Below are 16,285 nucleotides of genomic sequence, written 5' to 3'. Positions count from 1 at the left end.
GCCGATGGGTCGGACCGCCCCATGGCGGCGGCGGGTTCCCGGCACCGCTGTGACGGCAGCCGCCCTCCGGCGGTTCCGGCGGCCGCCGGGGAGCGGGCTATGCGGCGCGGTTCCGGCGGGCGCGGTGGCTGCGGACGAGGTCGGCGTAGCGGCGGCCGCTGGTCTTGACGGTCCGCCGCTGGGTGGCGTAGTCGACGTGGACGAGGCCGAAGCGCTGCGCGTACCCGTAGGCCCATTCGAAGTTGTCCAGCAGCGACCAGGCGAAGTACCCCCGCAGCGGCACCCCTTGGCGTACGGCGCGGGCGCACGCGGCCAAGTGCTCTTCCAGGTAGCGGGCGCGCTCGGGGTCGTGGACCTGTCCGTCGGGGCCGACGGTGTCCGGATAGGCGGCGCCGTTCTCGGTGACGTAGAGGCAGCGTGCCCCGTAGTCGTCGGTCATCCGGCGCAGGGTGTTCGTCAGTCCCTCGGCGTGCACCTCCCAGCCCATGCCGGTCACCCGGGCCCCGGCGGGCAGTTCGGCGGACCGGGCCCGGGGGAAGGGACCGGTGGGGTCGTCGCGGAGCACGTTGCGGAAGTAGTAGTTGAGTCCGAGCCAGTCCAGCGGCTCGGCGACGGTCTCCGCGTCGCCGGGGCGCTGCGGCGGCTCGGTCCCGTACAGCTCGACCATGTCCTGCGGGTAGCCGCGGCCGTGCAGCGGGTCCATCCACCAGCGGTTGACGTGCCCGTCGGCGCGCCGTGCGGCCTCGGCGTCCGCCGCGCTGCCGGAGGCGGGTTCGCAGTGGGTGAGGTTGTTGACGATGCCCACTCGCGCGCCGGGGACCGCCGCGCGCAGCGCCTGGACGGCGAGTCCGTGTCCGAGGTGGAGGTGGAAGGAGGCCCGCACGGCGTCGGCGATGTCGGTGCGGCCGGGCGCCATCCGGCCTTCGTAGTGGCCGATCCAGGCCGAGCACAGTGGCTCGTTGAGGGTGCACCAGTGCTGGATGCGGTCTCCGAGCCGGTCGGCGACGACGGCCGTGTACTCGGCGAACCGTTCGGCGGTCTCCCGGACCGGCCAGCCGCCCCGGTCCTGGAGCGCCTGGGGCAGATCCCAGTGGTAGAGCGTGGGGAAGGGCGTGATGCCCGCCTCCAGCAGGGCGTCGGTGAGCCGGTCGTAGAAGGCCAGGCCCGGCTCGTTGAGGGTGCCGCCGCCGTCCGGCAGGACGCGGGGCCAGGCGATGGAGAACCGGTAGGCGTCCAGGCCCAGTTCGCCCAGCAGGCCGAGGTCCTCGCGCCAGCGGTGGTAGTGGTCGCAGGCCACGTCCCCGGTGTCGCCGCCGTCGACCCTGCCCGGGGTGTGGCTGAAGGTGTCCCAGATGGAGGGTTTGCGGCCGTCCTCGTCGACGGCGCCCTCCACCTGATAGGCGGCGGTGGCGGCGCCCCACAGGAAGTCGTCGGGGAGGGCGTCGAGGTGCGCTGCGGGATGCGTCTCGGGCACGGAGGTCCTTTCAGGGGTGCGCCGGGCCGGGGTGCCGGGGCCGGGCGGTGTGGTCGGTCACTTGACGGCGCCGGCGGTCAGTCCGGCGACGAGGTAGCGCTGCAGGAGGAGGAATCCGGCGACGACGGGCACGCTGACGACCAGCGAGGCGGCCATGACCTGGTTCCAGTAGACCTCGGTCTGGGTGGCGTATCCCTGCAGTCCGATGGAGAGGGTGCGGGTCGCGTCGTTGGTCATCACGGAGGCGAACAGCACCTCTCCCCAGGCGGTCATGAACGAGTAGACGGTGACGGCGATGATGCCGGGCACGGCAGCTGGGATGAGGACGCGGAAGAGCGCTCCCAGCGGCCCGCAGCCGTCCACCAGGGCGGCCTCGTCCAGGTCCCGGGGGATGGAGGCGAAGTAGCCGGCCAGCATCCAGATGGACAGCGGCAGTGTGAAGGTCATGTAGGTGAGGATCAGCGCGCCCCGGGAGCCGTACAGGGCCAGCCCGGTGGCGTTGCCGACGTTCACGAACAGCAGGAAGAGCGGGAGCAGGAACAGGATGCCGGGGAACATCTGGGTGGAGAGCACCGTGACGGTGAAGACCTGCCGGCCGCGGAACCGGTAGCGGCTGACGGCGTAGGCGGCGAAGACCGCGACCACCACGGAACAGGCCGTCGCGGCGGCGGAGACGATCAGCGAGTTGAGGAAGTAGCGGGCCAGCGGCACGGTGCCCCAGATGTCCCGGTACGGTTCCAGCGTCAGCTCGGACGGAATCCAGCGGAAGGCGCCGGAGACCTCTTCGAGGGGCTTGAGCGAGCTGCTGACCATGACGTACAGCGGGGTCGCGGTGAAGACCGCCAGCAGGGTCAGCACGATGCGGCGGGTCCACACGAAGGACCTCGGCAGGGCCGTCGGGCTGCGGCGCCGGGCAGCGGCGCCGGGCGCCCGGTGCGTGGTGGCCGTGTCAGACATCGGCGGATCCCCTCCCCCGGTTGGTCAGCAGCAGGTAGCCGGCCGTCACCAGCAGCAGGAACAGCAGGAGCAGCACGGACATCGCCGAGCCGGCACCGAAGTCCCAGGTGACGAAGGACGACTGGTAGATGTGCAGCGAGACCAGGTCGGCGGACTGCGGAGCGGACTTGCCGAACAGCACGAACGGCACGTTGAAGTCGTTGAACGTCCACAGGAACAGCACCAGCACCAGCACCTGGTTGACGGGCCGCAGCGCGGGCAGGGTGATGTGCCGGATCTGCCGCCACATCCCTGCGCCGTCGAGGGCGGAGGCCTCGTACAGGTCGGCGGAGACGTTCTGCAGCGCCGCCGTGAGCAGCAGGAAGGCGAACGGCCAGGTGCGCCAGACCGCCACGAGCAGCAGCGCGACGAAGCTGTTGTCGCCGACCAGCCAGAACGGCTTGCCGTCGGTGAGTCCGAGCTGGTCGTGCAGGACGTGGTTGAGCAGTCCGTTGTCGTGCTGGAGCAGGAAGGACCAGGTGATGACGGCCGCGTACACGGGGAGCGCGTACGGGGTGAGGAAGAGTGCGCGCAGCAGGCCCCGGCCCCGGAAGGTGTCCTGCATCAGGATGGCGGCGGTGACGCCCAGCAGCCAGGAGAGGCCGACGGCCAGGACGGTGAAGCCGCACGTGACGGCGAACGAGCGCAGCAGCGCCTCGCCGACCGGCGCGTCGAAGTCCATGGCGACCCGGAAGTTGTCCAGCCCGGCCCAGGGCGCGGCGCTCCAGTCGCTGATGTACTCCTGGGTCAGGTCCTTGAAGGCCATCACGATGCCGGTGGCCATCGGCACCAGGTGGATGAGCAGTTCGAGCGCCAGCGCCGGGAGCAGCAGCAGATAGGGCAGTCCCGCGCTGCGGACCCGGTCGCGCAGCGGGGAGCCGGCCGCCGGACGCGGTGCCGGGGCCGGGTGTCCGGGCTCGGCCGGCGGGTGCCCGGGAGCTCGTGCCGGGGCCCGGTCCGCGGTCGCCCGGGTGAGGCCCCGGGCGGTGTCGCCCGCGGGCGGCGCCGGGGTGCGGGGGGCGGGGTCCGCAGTCACGGCCGGGTCACTTCCCCATCTGCTGCTGGGCCTTGGTGAGGGCCTGGCGCACCGTCTTCTCGGTGACCGGCCGGCCCGCGGCGGCGTCCGCGAAGAGCCGCTTGACCGCCGTGCCCACCAGGGTCTCGAACTTCGACTCGTCCGGTACCTGGGGCAGCGGCGCGGCGCTGGAGGAGAGCACGGAGCGCAGCACGGCCTCGTCCTTGTCCCGCGGCTTCGCCTGCTGGGCCTTGAGCACCGGTGAGACCGAGCCGTAGGCGTCGGTGAGGATGCGCTGCTCCTTCGTGGAGGTCATGAAGGACACGAACTTCATGGCGCCGTCGAGATTGTCGGTGTGGTTGAAGACGCCGATGTTGATCCCCGCGACCATGGAGTTGACCTTGGTCCTGCCGCCGGAGGCCCTGGCGTCCTGCCGGCTTTGGAAGGGAACCGGTGCGATGCCGTACTCGTCCGGCTTCATCCCGTGCGCCAGCAGCGAGGTGCGGGCCGCCTGCCACAGCAGCATTCCGGCCTTGCCGGTGGCGAAGTCCTTCACCGACTGGTTCTGCGCGTACTCCGCGTTGCCCTTGGCCGCGATGCCGTCCTCGGCCAGGAAGTCCACGTACTGCTTGACGGCTTCGACGTTGCCGGGCTTGTCGAAGGTGGGGCGGCCGCTCTCGTCGAAGAAGTCGGCACCGTGCTGCTTGCCGAAGACGAAGGCGTGGTGGGCGTTCTCCACCGGGTTGCCGCCCTCGACGGCGAGTCCGTGGCGGCCGTCGCGGGTGAGCTTTTTCCCGTCGGCGACGAGTTCGTCCCAGGTGACCGGCGGGCCGTCGATCCCCGCCTGGCGGAACATCTTCTTGTTCCAGTAGAGCGCGTAGGTCAGCGAGTACAGCGGCACCGCGGCCGGGGGCTTGCCCTCGGCGCCCGTCGCGGCCAGTGCCGCCTTGCTGAACCGGTCGGCACCGCCGACGTCGGCCATCCGCGCGTCGTCGAACGGGAGCAGCGCCTTGCTCTTCTGCAGCGAGGAGGACCAGGTGTTGCCGATGTTGAGGACGTCCGGGCCCTGCCCGGAGGAGGCGGCGGCCAGGATCCGGTCAAGGAGGTTGGACCAGGGCACGACCTCCAGTTTGACCTTGATGCCGGTCCGCTTCTCGAACTTCTTCAGCTCCGGGGCCAGGACCTTCTTGTCGGCTTCGATGCTCGAACCCTGGTTGGTGGCCCAGTAGGTGAGTTCGCCGGGGTTGTCGTTGCTGCCCCCGCTGTTGGTGGCCGTACCGCCTCCGCAGCCGGAGGCGGCCGCGGTCAGGGCGGTGACGAGCGCGGCTGCTGCCGCGGTACGGAATCTGCGCATGGCGGAGAGCCCTCCGGGAGGTGAGGAGGCGGGCGTTGAACGCCTGAAGGCGGCTCGCACTTTTCTTGGATCGTGAGTTAAGTAGTGGAAGAAGGGGTCGTCAAGACGTCGCGCACGGGTAGATTGCGCGGGGAAGGGAGTCACATGCGCCAGGAGAACCGGCGGACGGTGCGTGATCTGCGCCGCACCAACCGCTCCAGAACGCTGCGCCATCTGTACTTCGAAGGGCCCCTGAGCCGCCAGGAGTTGGTGCCGTTCACGGGCCTGAGCTCCGCGTCGGTCAGCAACGTCACCGCCGAACTGCTCGGCGAGGGCCTGCTGGAGGAGGCGGGTTCCGCCGAGTCCGAGGGCGGCCGGCCGCGCACCCTGCTGCGGGTGGCGCCCGGGGCCGGGACGCTGATCGGCGTGGATGTGGGAGAGACCCGGGTACGCGTTGAACTCTTCAACCTCGCGCTGGACGAACGCGCCCGTGCCGAATACCCCTTGCAGGACGGCGGCCACCAGGCCGCGCACGTGGTGCGGCTGATCGCGGCCGGTCTCGCCGCAGTACGGGAGAGCGCCGCGGGCTCGATGCCGCCGCAGCCGCTGGGACCGACGCTCGGCGTGGGTGTCGGTGTGCCCGGCATCGTCGACCGCGGCGCGGCGGGCGGCGCCGTGGTGCACGGGCAGACCGTGGGCTGGGACGCGGTTCCGCTGGAGGAGCTGCTGCGCACCGAGGCGGAACTGCCCGACGAGATCCCGCTGCTGGTGTCGAACGGCGCCAAGACCCTCGGCCAGGCCGAGATGTGGTTCGGCGCCGGGCGGGGGGCGCGGGACGCGGTCGTGGCCCTCCTCGGCTCGGGCGTGGGCGCGGGCGTCATCACCGAGGGCGGCGCCTATGGCCCCGGCTTCCGCGGAGCCGCCGAATGGGGACACACCACGCTGCGCGCGAACGGCCGCGTCTGCCGCTGCGGAGCGGCTGGATGCCTGGAGGCGTATGTGGGAGCGGCCGCCGTGCTGGAGCGCTGGCGCGAGGCCGGGGGCAGCCCGCAAGGCGACCAGGAGGCGGGGCTGGCGCAACTGCTGGCGGCGGGTGACAGCGCGGCCGAGGCGGTGCTGGCCGAGACCGCCGAGCATCTGGGCGCGGGGATCGCCAACCTCGTCAATCTCTTCAGCCCGGAACGCATCGTGCTGGCCGGCTGGGCGGGCCTCCTGCTGGGCGCCCGGCTGCTGCCCGCGGTGCGCGAGGCGGCGCGGGCGCGCGCCCTGGCGCACCCCGCGGGGCGCACGGCGATCGAGCTGGGCAGGCTGGGGCCGGACGCCGTCACGGTGGGGGCGGCGACCCTGCCGCTGACCCGCTTCCTGGAGACCGGCGGGCGCCCGGTGGGCTCTCCCGCGCACGGCTCTCCGCGCCGCGGCTCCGGCGCGGCGCGGACCGGCTGAGGCCGCCGACCGGCGCACCGCCCCCGCCGGGCGGTGCGGCCCAGGCCCGCGCCCGACCGTCGCCACCCGGGTCCCCGCGGCGGCGGGGACCCGGGTCTCTCAGCGCGTCGTCACGCCTTGACCTGCATGCTCTCCCGGGCGGGGTTGCCCTGCTGCGCGGCCTTCGGGTCCTTCTCGTGCCGCTTGGCGTGCACCCCCTCCTCGATGCGGGCGCCGACCCCGGCGTCGATGTTGCGCCAGTACTGGAACGCCCGCCGCAGCACGGGCTCGCTGACGCCGTTGAGCAGGTGTCCCACCACGTTGTCCACGAGGCGGTCCCGGGCGGCGTCGTCCATGACCTCGCGCACCAGGGTGCCCGCCTGGCCCCAGTCGTCGTCCTCGGGATGCGAGACATACGCCGCCCGGGTGATCTCACCGTCCGCGTACCAGCTGGGGGGTGTGCCGTACCGGTCGGTGTCGGCCGCCGGCCCTCCCTTGGAGTTGGGCGCGTACACCGGGTCGGTGGTCAGCCGGTAGGCCATCGCCCCGTCCTTGGAGTAGGTGTGCGCGGGGACGACCGGGGCGTTGACGGGAAGCTGCTGGTAGTTGCCGCCGATGCGGTGGCGGTGCGCGTCCGCGTAGGAGAACAGCCGGGCCAGCAGCATGCGGTCCGGGCTCGGTCCGATGCCGGGCACCAGGTTGTTGGGCTGGAAGGCGGCCTGCTCGATCTGGGCGTGGTTGTCGGTCGGGTTGCGGTCCAGCGTCATCCTGCCGACCTCGATCAGCGGGTAGTCGCCGTGCGGCCACACCTTGGTCAGGTCGAAGGGGTTGAACCGGTAGTCCGCTGCCTCCTGGTAGGGCATCACCTGCACGTACATGGTCCAGCTCGGGTACTGGCCGTCGCGGATGTGTTCGAACAGGTCGCGGGTGTGGTAGTCGGTGTCGGCCGCGGCCATCTGGTCTCCCTCGTGCTGAGTGAAGAACTCGATGCCCTGGTCGGTCTTGAACTGGTACTTGACCCAGAACCGCTCCCCCGAGGCGTTGATCCACATGTAGGTGTGCGAGGTGTAGCCGTTCATGTGGCGCCAGCTGCGGGGGATCCCCCGGTCCCCCATCAGCCAGGTGACCTGGTGGGCGGATTCGGGAGAGAGGGTCCAGAAGTCCCACTGCATGTCGTGGTCGCGCAGATTGTTGTCGGCGCGGCGCTTCTGCGACCGGATGAAGTGCTGGAACTTCATCGGGTCCTTGACGAAGAAGACCGGCGTGTTGTTGCCGACCATGTCGTAGTTGCCTTCGCTGGTGTAGAACTTCACCGCGAAGCCCCGCGGGTCCCGCCAGGTGTCGGGGCTGCCCCGTTCGCCGGCCACGGTCGAGAACCGCGTCACCAGTTCGGTCCTGGCACCGGGCTGGAAGAGGGCCGCCTTGGTGTAGGCGGTGACGTCTCCCGTCACCTCGAAGTGCCCGAACGCGCCGCTGCCCTTGGCGTGCGGCTGGCGCTCGGGGATCCGTTCGCGGTTGAACTGCGCCATCTGCTCGATCAGGTAGGCGTCCTGGAGCAGGACCGGCCCCCCGGGCCCGACGGTGAGGGAATGCTCGTCGCTTTCGACAGGGATGCCGGCATCCGTCGTCGTCGGCATGCGGTCCGCTTCCGCCATCGCTTCTGACTCCTTCTCGTCGCGGGCGCCCGCCGTCGCGCGGGCGCTGGTTTCACCACTGGAACGTAGCGAGGGCACCGGCTCCGGCAGCGGCGCGCCGGTGGACGGTGTCGCCGCGCCCCGGAACCCCGCTTGCGGCGGACCGGCTGCCGGGCCGGTCCGTCGGCCCGGCAGGTCCCCGTCTCCACCGTGGAGCGGGAGGATGCGCTTCGGCCGGTGCGGCACCGCTCCGGGGCGAGTCCGGCACCCGGACGGCGCCTCGCCTGCCGCCGGGTGCGGACGGTGCCGGTGCTCCGCCGGGCCGCCCGCGGTCGCCCGGTGGCCGACCGTGCCGCGGCCGGGCCGTGGTGGTGCCCGAGGGATTCCGTGCGCCGTGCCGTACCGAAGTCATGTCAATTGACTGGGTGGCCCTTTTCGAGCCCGGCAAACGCGTCGCTTCGCCGGATCACCCGGTCAGCAGGGCCCGTGGGCACGGAATTCGCTCCACCGCCCGAGCGGTGCCTGCGTCCCCTCCTGGGGCGGTGCGGGCGCGGAGAGTCTCGTCGCGCGCTCCGGCCGCTGTCGGCGGTCCGGACATGCTCCCCGCGGGGGGCCGGACCGGAACCGGGGTGCGGCAAGGATGATCGGGACCATGCTGCTCGAGTTGCTGTCCGTCGCCGCCCTGGCCGTGGTGCTGGTGTGCGCCGTCGGCCGCCCCTACGGCCGGTCGGAGGTGACGTTCGCGGCGCCCGCGGCCGTGCTGGTGATCGCCGTCGGCGCGATTCCGCTCGCGGACGTGGCCGAGGAAGCCGCCCGGCTCGGACCGGTGATCGGCTTCCTGGCCGCGGTGCTCGTCCTCGCGAAACTCTGCGACGACGAGGGGCTCTTCCACGCCTGCGGCACCTGGATGGCCCGCTGGGCACGGGGACGGCCGCGCCGGCTGCTGGGGTCGGTTTTCGCGCTGGCCTCGGTGGTGACCGCAGCCCTCAGTCTGGACGCCACCGTGGTGTTGCTGACGCCGGTGGTGTTCGCCACCGCGGCCCGCATGGGGGCCAGGCCACGACCGCACCTGTACGCGAGCGCCCATCTGTCGAACACCGCCTCGCTGCTGCTGCCGGTGTCCAATCTGACGAACCTGCTCGCGTTCACCGCGACGGGCCTGGGCTTCACCCGCTTCGCCCTGCTGATGCTGCTGCCGTGGCTGGCCGCCGTCACCGTCGAGTACGCCGTCTTCCGCCGCTTCTTCGCCACGGACCTCGATGCTCCCCCGGGACCGGCCGAGAGCGCCGAGGCACCGGAACTGCCGCTGTTCGCGCTGGTGACGGTGGCCGCGACGCTGACCGGATTCGGAGCAGCCTCCGCGCTCGGAGTCGATCCGGTGTGGGCCGCGACGGCCGGCGCGGCCGTGCTGGCCGTCCGGGCGCTGGCCCGCCGCCGCACCACCCCGGCGGAGATCGCAGGTGCGGCAGCCGTGCCGTTCCTCGCCTTCGTGCTCGCGCTGGGTGTGGTCGTACGGGCCGTGGTCGACAACGGTCTCGGCGACGCGCTCGACAGGGTGCTGCCCGCAGGTACGACACTGCCCGCGCTGCTCGGCACCGCTGCCGTCGCGGCGGTGCTCGCCAACCTGATCAACAATCTGCCCGCCGCGCTCGTCCTCGTCCCGCTGGCGGCGCCCTCCGGTCCCGGTGCGGTGCTGGCCGTCCTGCTGGGCGTCAACATCGGCCCGAACCTGACCTATGCGGGCTCGCTCGCGACGCTGCTGTGGCGGCGGATCGCCCACCAGTACGAACACCGCGTCGAGCTGTCGGTCTTCACCCGCCTCGGCCTGCTCACGGTGCCGTCCGCCCTGCTGGCCGCCACGCTGGCCCTGTGGGTCTCGCTCGCCGTCTTCGGCGGCTGAGCCGGGCCCGGGGCCCCGCGGTGTGGTTCGACGCGCCGCCTCATCCGCGAGGCGCAGCCGGGGGCGGGCCGGCCGGCACCTCCGGCAGGCCCTCGCGCGGAGGCGCCGGCAGATCCGGGGAGGCTTCCGCCGCGGTGGGGATGTCCTGTTCGGCCCAGATGAGCTTGCCTGTCTCGGTGTAGCGAGTACCCCACCGGCGGCTGAGCTGGGCGACGAGGAAGAGGCCGCGCCCGCCCTCGTCGGTGGTCCGGGGGTGGCGCAGCCGCGGGGAGGTGCTGCTGCTGTCGGTGACCTCGCAGACGAGGACGGTGTGCCGGATCAACCGCAACCGGATCGGTCCGGCGCCGTGCCGGATGGCGTTGGTCACCAGTTCACTGGCCATCAGCTCCGTGGTCAGGATCAGCCCGTCCAGACCCCAGGCCCGCAGTTGGCCGGCGACCAGGGAGCGGGCCCGTGCGACGACGGCGGGTTCGGAGGGCAGCTCCCAGGAGACGACGTGGTCGGCGGTCAGCACATGGGTGCGGGCGAGGAGCAGGGCCGCGTCGTCGGCCGGCGGTGCGGACAGCAGAGTGTCGATCACGGCCGAGCCCAGGCTCTCCAGCGGCAGCTCCGGATGCGCGAGCACCTCCTCGAGCCGACTCAGTCCGGCGTCGATGTCCGGGCCGCACTCGCCGACGAGCCCGTCGGTGTAGAGGGCGACGAGGCTGCCCGCGGGGAGTTCCAGCTCGGCTGACTCGAAGGGCAGCCCGCCCAGGCCCAGGGGCGGGCCCGCCGGGAGGTCGGCGAAGGTGACGGTGCCGTCCGGGAAGACCAGGGCGGGCGGCGGGTGGCCGGCCCGCGCCATCGTGCAGCGCCGGGTCACCGGGTCGTAGACGGCGTACAGGCAGGTGGCGCCCAGCACGGTGACCGCGCTCGGCTCCGAGCGGGCCTCCTCCTCCGTGAGGCGCATGACCAGGTCGTCGAGGCGGGCGAGCAGTTCGTCCGGGGGCAGTTCCATGTCGGCGAGGGTGTGCACGGCCGTCCGCAGCCGGCCCATGGTGGCCGCCGCGTTGATGCCGTGGCCCACGACGTCGCCGACGACGAGGGCCACCCTGGCCCCCGACAGCGGGATCACGTCGAACCAGTCGCCGCCCACTCCGTCGTGCGCGCCGGAGGGAAGGTAGCGGGAGGCCACCTCGACGGCGGTGCCGCCCCGCAGCGCGTGCGGCAGCAGGCTGCGCTGGAGGGTGAGCGCCGCGGTGTGCTCGCGGGTGTAGCGGCGGGCGTTGTCCACGCACAGCGCGGCCCTGGAGACCAGGTCCTCGGCGAGGAGCAGGTCGTCCTCCTCGAAGGGGGCCGGGTACCGCGAGCGGACGAACGTCGCGACCCCCATGATGGTGCCGCGCGCCCGCACCGGGACGGCGATCAGCGAGTGCATGCCGAACCGGCGGATCTTCTCGACCCGGTCGGGGTCGCGGTTCAGCCAGCCGCCGCCGTTGCCGTCCAGATCCCGGTCGATCAGGGCCTCGCCGGACCGGAAGGCACGGGCGAACGGCGACGCGGGGTCCACGGTGGTCCGGCCGCCGCGCTCGGACACGGACTCGGGGGTCCCGGCGCTGATCGACCGCAGCCCGGCCCGCCGGAACGCGGGCAGGCTCTCGCGGGGGTCCGGCGCGGGCTCCTCACCTCGCAGCACCGATTCCACCAGGTCGACGGCGACGAAGTCGGCGAAGCGCGGAACGGCGAAGTCCGCCAGTTCCTGTGCCGTGTGCTCCACGTCGAGCGTGCTGCCGATGCGGGTGCCCGCCTCGTTGATCAGGGTGAGGCGCTCGCGCGCCCGCCATCTCTCGGTGACGTCCATGACCATGTAGCACAGGCCGATCGCGTCGCCGTCCGCGTCGTCGAGCCGGAAGAAGGACGTGGAGTAGGCGTGCTCCCGGTGCGGCTGGGCGGGGGTCCATCCCCGGTACTCGTAGTCGATCACGGGCGCGCCGGTCGCCAGCACCCGCCGCATCTGGGCCTCCAGCGCGCGGGTGTCCAGGCCCGGGAGAGTGTCGCCCAGGCGGCGGCCCAGGCGCTCCTCCCGCGGCACCCCGCCCAGGCGCTCCAGCTCGTCGTTGATCCACACGTACCGCAGATCGGGGCTGAGGACGGCCATGCTCAGCGGCGAGCGGGTCAGGAACGCCTCCAGCACCGGGCCGCCCAGCACCCACGAGGGCGCCCTGCCCAGGTCGACGACCGCGACCAGCCAGGACTTCCGGCCCTCCGCGCCGGACAGCGGGCAGACCCGCAGTCCCACCTCCACCGGGCGGCCGCTGCGGTGCTGCAGCGTGGTCAGGCCGGTCCAACTGCCCCGGGTGCGGCTGTGCTCGACCGCTTCCGCGGCTCGGGCGATGTCCTCGGAGGAGGTCAGCAGGGCCGTGGCGGAGCGGCCCACCACGTCGACCGCCGGACGGCCGAGCAGGGCTTCGGCCGCCGGGGTCCATCCGGTCACGGTGCCGTGGGTGTCGATCACCGCCATGGCGGGGTCGACCGCTTCGCGCGGTCGGAGCGGCTCGGTCGGAAGGTCTCTCTCGGAAGCCATGGCCGCCTCTCCTGGCGGGTCTCCTGGTCTCGGTCCACGAGTCGTGCCCCGGTGCCCCGCGCCGGGTCCGGCCCCCGGCGGCGCGAGCGTGCCCGGGTGCCGGGCGCGTTCCCGGGGACGTCGTCCGCGGCGGGGACGGAATCGAGGGTGCCGACGGAGGCCCGCGGGTGTCTGACACCATCTGACTCATTCATGAATGCTACATTTCCGTCCCATTTATATAGGTTTTTTCTTCTCCAGATGCGTGCTGTGGAGGCGCGGTATGTCTGCGGATGAGCAGGCCCTCGCCCGGCGCGGGGCCGTACTGGAGGAGCGCGGACCGGGGCCGGTCAGGGTCGCGCTTCCGGTCAACGGCACCGAACACGCGGTCGAGATCGAACCGCGGGTCAAAGGTCGAACTCGCCCAGCGGGCGCTCGTACGCGCACTCGGCACGCTCGCCGAGGGCACCGGCCCCGGCGAGGGGAGCCACGCATGACCGCGACCGCGAGCAGGGCGACGGCCGTCGGGCAGGACCTGGCACGCCTGGAGGGCCGGCCCAAGGTCACCGGCAGGGCCCGCTACTCCACCGAGGTGCCGGCCCCGGGCGCGGCCCACGCCATCCTGGTGGGCTCCCGGATCGCCGCGGGCCGGGTGCTGGCCGTCGATGCGGAGGCCGCCCGCGCCGAGGAGGGGGTGCTGGCCGTCCTCACGCATGAGAACCTGCCCGGAATCGCCGAACAGCCGCCTCTCGTCCCCTCTCCCGCCGGCACCGCGGCCCCCGGCCAGACGTTCCTCCCGATGCAGGACGACACCGTCCACTACGCGGGCCAGCACATCGCCCTGGTCGTCGCCGACACCTGGGAGCGGGCACAGCACGCGGCGCATCTGCTGCGGATCTCCTACGCGGAGACTCCGGCGACGACCACCTTCGCACAGGGCCGCGACCAGGCCTATGTGCCCGAGCGGATCTTCGGCGGCCGGCTGCCCGGACGGATCCCCCGCGGCGACGCCGATGCCGGACTGGCCGGGGCCGAGCTGCGGGTGGACGCCGCCTTCACGTTCGCGGCCAACCACCACAACCCCCTGGAGCCGGCGTGCACCACCGCCTGGTGGTGAGGGGACGAACTCCTCCTCCACGACTCGACCCAGGGGTGAACGCCAGCCAGATCACCGTCGCCCGGCTGCTGGGCATCCCCCGCTCGAGGATCCGCGTGCTCGGCCACTACGTGGGCGGCAGCTTCGGCTCCAAGGCGATGATCCACGCCCATCCGGCACTGGCCGCGCTGGCGGCCGACGACGGCACCGCTGTCGTACAGGCCGCCACGCCCGAGTTCGGCACAGGTGTGGTCACGGCCATGACGCAGGTCGCCGCCGACGCCCTCGGCCTGCCGGTGGAGCTCTGCCGGTTCGAGGGCGGGGACACCGCGCTGCCCGACATCGCCGCCGCGGTCGGCTCCTCGTGCGCCGGCATGATCAGCGCCGCGGTACACAGCGCCGGAACAGCGCTGCGGGAGCAGCTCGTCACCCGCGCGGTCGCCGATCCCGGTTCCCCGCTGCACGGCCGGGAGCCGGCGGAGGTCGCCGTACGGGACGGCGCCATGCGGGCCGGGAGCGCCGCCGAGTCGTACGCAGGTCTGCTGCGCCGCACCGCCCTGCCGGACGCGGAGGCCACGGGGTCGTGGCAGCCGGACAGCGGGTCGCCGTACGCGATGATGACCTTCGGCGCCCAGTTCGCCGAAGTCGCCGTCGACCCGGAGCTGGGCCTGGTGCGGTGCGCCGGATGACGGGCGCCTTCGCCCCCGGCCGGGTGCTCAACCCCCGCACGGCGCGGGGCCGGCTGATGAGCGGCATGCTGTGGGGGCTGGGCCAGGCGCTGCTGGAGTCCAACCGTATGCGGCCCGGCACCGGCCGCTGGACCCACGCGAGCCTGGGCTCGTATCTGCTCGCCGTCAATGCCGACGCGCCCGAGGTCGAGGTCGAGCTGGTGGAGGTCGAGGACACCGCCGTCAATCCGCTCGGGGTGAAGGGCGTGGGCGAGATCGGCCAGGTGGGTGCGGCGGCGGCCGTCGCCAACGCCGTCCACCACGCGACCGGGCGCCGGGTGCGTCAGCTGCCGGTCACCGTCGAGGCGCTGCTGTGACCCGGGCCGGCGGCGAGGCGTCCGTCGTGCACCTCGGCGAGCCGGTCGACGGCGGCCAGGTGGGCCCGGTCGTGGGTGACCAGGACGGTGGCAGCGCCCTGCCGGTGGGTGAGCTGCACGAGCAGGTCGAGGACCGCGGCTCCCCGCTCGTGGTCGAGGGCGCTGGTGGGTTCGTCGACCAGCAGCACGGTGGGGTCGTTCATCAGGGCGCGGGCGATGTTGACGCGCTGGCGCTGCCCGCCGGAGAGCTGATGGGGGCGCCGGTCGGCCTGCCCGGTCAGGCCGACGGCCGCCAGCAGCTCCAGGGCGCGGGGGCGCGCCCGGGCGGCGGAGCGGCCGCCGAGCTGTGCCATGACCTGGAGCTGCTCGGCGGCGGTGAGCGAGGCCGGCAGGTTGGGCTGCTGGAAGACGATGCCGATGCGCTCCCGGCGCAGCGTGGTCAGCTCCCGGCGGCTCATGGCGGTGGTGTCGGTGCCGTCGACGGTCACCGTGCCGGAGTCGGGCGTGATGAGAGTGGCGGCAACGGCGAGCAGACTCGACTTGCCGGAGCCGGAGGGGCCGACGACGGCGGTGACGCTCCCCGCGGGCACCCGGAGGCTGACGCGGTCCAGCGCGGTCAGCACGCCGTCGCCGTCGGGGTAGGTGAGGGTGATGTCGGTCAACTCGAGGCTCATCGGGCACTCCCCAGTGCGGTCAGCGGGTCCACGGAGGTGATCCGGCGGACGGAGAGGGCGGCCCCCAGCGCACCGAGCAGGACGGTGACGGCGGCGGGGACCAGGACGGTGGCGGGGGTGAGAAGGAACGGCACCGCGGAGCCGGACAGCGCCGCACCGGCACCGGCGGCGAGGGCGGTGCCCAGCGCGGTGCCACCGGCCAGCAGGAGCAGGGCTTGGCCGAGGGCGTCCCGCAGCAGGCGCGCGGTGGAGGCCCCCAGCGCCTTGAGGATGGCGATGTCGCCGCTGCGCTGGATGGTCCACACCGTGAAGAAGGCGCCGATGACCAGCGCCGAGATGGCGTACAGGAAGCCGCGCATCAACTGCAGGGAGCCGTTCTCGGAGGTGTAGGAGCCGATCGCGGACAGCGAGTCGTCCTTGGCCAGGGTCCGGGTGCCCGCCGCACGGTCGGTGGCGGAGATGTCCGCCCCCGCCGCGGTGCGCAGGGCGACGACGGTTGCCGCGGGGCCGTCGGCTCCGGCCCCGGCGGGCAGCGCGACCCGCTGCCAGGCACTGAGGCTGGTGAAGATCACCGGGGTGTGGCTGAAGGAGGCGTCACCGGTGACGGCGGCCGCGGTCAGCCGGTGTCCGGCCAGGGAGAAGCTGTCGCCGACGCGGGCGCCGAGGGCGTCGGCAGCGCCCCGCGAGAGCACCGCGGAGTTCCCCTCGATGCGGTGGCCGTCCGGGGCGAGCTCGGAGCCGGGGCGCACCCCGAACGCCGAGACCCCGGCGCTCCGGGTCCCGAAGGCGGCTCTGGCGGTGCGGATGCCGAGGGGTTCCGCGCGGGTGACCCCGGGCGCGTCGGCCCAGGTGCGCCACTGGCGGCGGGTGACGGTGGAGTCGGCGTAGGAGGGATCCTCCCCGGCGCCGCGCGCGTCGAAGGCGATCCGGTCGGCGGCGAGCCCGGTGATCGCGGAGGTGTTCTGCCGGCCGAGGCCCGCGGTCAGGCCGGAGAGCAGCCCGACCAGCAGGGTGAGAAGCACGATGACGGTTCCCATGAGGATGAACCGCCCCTTGGCGAACTTGAGGTCCCTCCAGGCGACGAACACTGCTGCGGCCTGCTTTCATGCGACGGAACGGCTGAGCCCCCAGCGTCGCCGCTCCCCCGTCCCCGC

General features: G+C 73.0%; 11 protein-coding genes and 1 pseudogene. 4 read left to right on the top strand and 8 right to left on the bottom strand.

All coding sequences use genetic code 11. The annotated features are described in order from the left end of the window. Window positions 1-97 precede the first annotated feature (97 nt). From ACFYMO_RS28855 to ACFYMO_RS28840, 4 genes are read right to left on the bottom strand one after another with little or no spacing between them, the layout of a single operon-like run. Complete coding sequence (locus ACFYMO_RS28855; protein WP_388550067.1) at window positions 98-1,474, bottom strand: GH1 family beta-glucosidase; 1,377 nt, start codon at window positions 1,472-1,474, stop codon at window positions 98-100. Between the two features lie 57 nt (window positions 1,475-1,531). Then, window positions 1,532-2,431, bottom strand: a complete 900-nt coding sequence (locus ACFYMO_RS28850; RefSeq protein WP_366771330.1) for a carbohydrate ABC transporter permease — start codon at window positions 2,429-2,431, stop codon at window positions 1,532-1,534. Beyond that, a complete protein-coding gene (locus tag ACFYMO_RS28845; protein WP_366771331.1) occupies window positions 2,424-3,506 on the bottom strand; it encodes a sugar ABC transporter permease in 1,083 nt (360 codons plus the stop codon). Before ACFYMO_RS28845 ends, ACFYMO_RS28850 begins: the two co-directional genes overlap by 8 nt. 7 nt (window positions 3,507-3,513) lie before the next feature. After that, the gene (locus ACFYMO_RS28840) at window positions 3,514-4,839 is read right to left on the bottom strand and encodes a sugar ABC transporter substrate-binding protein (protein WP_366771332.1); all 1,326 of its coding nucleotides are present in this window, start codon (window positions 4,837-4,839) and stop codon (window positions 3,514-3,516) included. Window positions 4,840-4,983: 144 nt separating this feature from the next. Here ACFYMO_RS28840 and ACFYMO_RS28835 point away from each other — a divergent pair, with 144 nt between their 5' ends. Beyond that, window positions 4,984-6,261, top strand: coding sequence for an ROK family protein (locus ACFYMO_RS28835; protein WP_366771333.1), 1,278 nt, complete (start codon window positions 4,984-4,986; stop codon window positions 6,259-6,261). Between the two features lie 110 nt (window positions 6,262-6,371). Here the strand turns inward: ACFYMO_RS28835 and ACFYMO_RS28830 are convergent, their stop codons facing one another. After that, window positions 6,372-7,895, bottom strand: coding sequence for a catalase (locus ACFYMO_RS28830; protein ID WP_366771334.1), 1,524 nt, complete (start codon window positions 7,893-7,895; stop codon window positions 6,372-6,374). A gap of 631 nt (window positions 7,896-8,526) precedes the next feature. On the opposite strand from ACFYMO_RS28830, the gene ACFYMO_RS28825 reads away from it, so the two are divergent. Next, window positions 8,527-9,774 (top strand): SLC13 family permease, encoded by a 1,248-nt coding sequence (locus ACFYMO_RS28825; RefSeq protein ID WP_366771335.1) that lies wholly within the window; start codon window positions 8,527-8,529, stop codon window positions 9,772-9,774. A gap of 40 nt (window positions 9,775-9,814) precedes the next feature. Here the strand turns inward: ACFYMO_RS28825 and ACFYMO_RS28820 are convergent, their stop codons facing one another. Continuing rightward, a complete protein-coding gene (locus ACFYMO_RS28820) occupies window positions 9,815-12,337 on the bottom strand; it encodes a SpoIIE family protein phosphatase (protein WP_366771336.1) in 2,523 nt (840 codons plus the stop codon). A gap of 472 nt (window positions 12,338-12,809) precedes the next feature. Here ACFYMO_RS28820 and ACFYMO_RS28815 point away from each other — a divergent pair, with 472 nt between their 5' ends. Continuing rightward, on the top strand, window positions 12,810-13,433 hold the full coding sequence (locus tag ACFYMO_RS28815) for a hypothetical protein (protein WP_366771337.1): 624 nt from the start codon (window positions 12,810-12,812) through the stop codon (window positions 13,431-13,433). Further along, window positions 13,412-14,457: pseudogene (locus ACFYMO_RS28810) on the top strand (molybdopterin cofactor-binding domain-containing protein). Before ACFYMO_RS28815 ends, ACFYMO_RS28810 begins: the two are co-directional and overlap by 22 nt. Here ACFYMO_RS28810 and ACFYMO_RS28805 read toward each other — a convergent pair. Both ACFYMO_RS28805 and ACFYMO_RS28800 read right to left on the bottom strand, forming a co-directional pair. Beyond that, window positions 14,424-15,131, bottom strand: coding sequence for an ABC transporter ATP-binding protein (locus tag ACFYMO_RS28805; protein WP_366771338.1), 708 nt, complete (start codon window positions 15,129-15,131; stop codon window positions 14,424-14,426). The pseudogene ACFYMO_RS28810 and the gene ACFYMO_RS28805 sit on opposite strands and share 34 nt — an antisense overlap. Further along, on the bottom strand, window positions 15,128-16,219 hold the full coding sequence (locus ACFYMO_RS28800; protein WP_366771339.1) for an FtsX-like permease family protein: 1,092 nt from the start codon (window positions 16,217-16,219) through the stop codon (window positions 15,128-15,130). The genes ACFYMO_RS28805 and ACFYMO_RS28800 overlap by 4 nt, the downstream gene beginning before the upstream one ends. Window positions 16,220-16,285 lie beyond the last annotated feature (66 nt).

The organism is Streptomyces sp. NPDC007025 (genome assembly GCF_042869455.1).
Classification (GTDB): Bacteria; Actinomycetota; Actinomycetes; order Streptomycetales; family Streptomycetaceae; genus Streptomyces.
The sequence above is the reverse complement of the archived record's forward strand: the minus strand, read 5'-3'. Positions and strand labels throughout refer to the sequence as shown.

Coding starts and splice junctions, on each gene's coding strand:
- ACFYMO_RS28850 (WP_366771330.1), bottom strand. CDS start 2,431: ATGTCTGACACGGCCACCACGCACCGGGCGCCCGGCGCCGCTGCCCGG.
- ACFYMO_RS28840 (WP_366771332.1), bottom strand. CDS start 4,839: ATGCGCAGATTCCGTACCGCGGCAGCAGCCGCGCTCGTCACCGCCCTG.
- ACFYMO_RS28835 (WP_366771333.1), top strand. CDS start 4,984: ATGCGCCAGGAGAACCGGCGGACGGTGCGTGATCTGCGCCGCACCAAC.
- ACFYMO_RS28830 (WP_366771334.1), bottom strand. CDS start 7,895: ATGGCGGAAGCGGACCGCATGCCGACGACGACGGATGCCGGCATCCCT.
- ACFYMO_RS28825 (WP_366771335.1), top strand. CDS start 8,527: ATGCTGCTCGAGTTGCTGTCCGTCGCCGCCCTGGCCGTGGTGCTGGTG.
- ACFYMO_RS28820 (WP_366771336.1), bottom strand. CDS start 12,337: ATGGCTTCCGAGAGAGACCTTCCGACCGAGCCGCTCCGACCGCGCGAA.
- ACFYMO_RS28815 (WP_366771337.1), top strand. CDS start 12,810: ATGACCGCGACCGCGAGCAGGGCGACGGCCGTCGGGCAGGACCTGGCA.
- ACFYMO_RS28805 (WP_366771338.1), bottom strand. CDS start 15,131: ATGAGCCTCGAGTTGACCGACATCACCCTCACCTACCCCGACGGCGAC.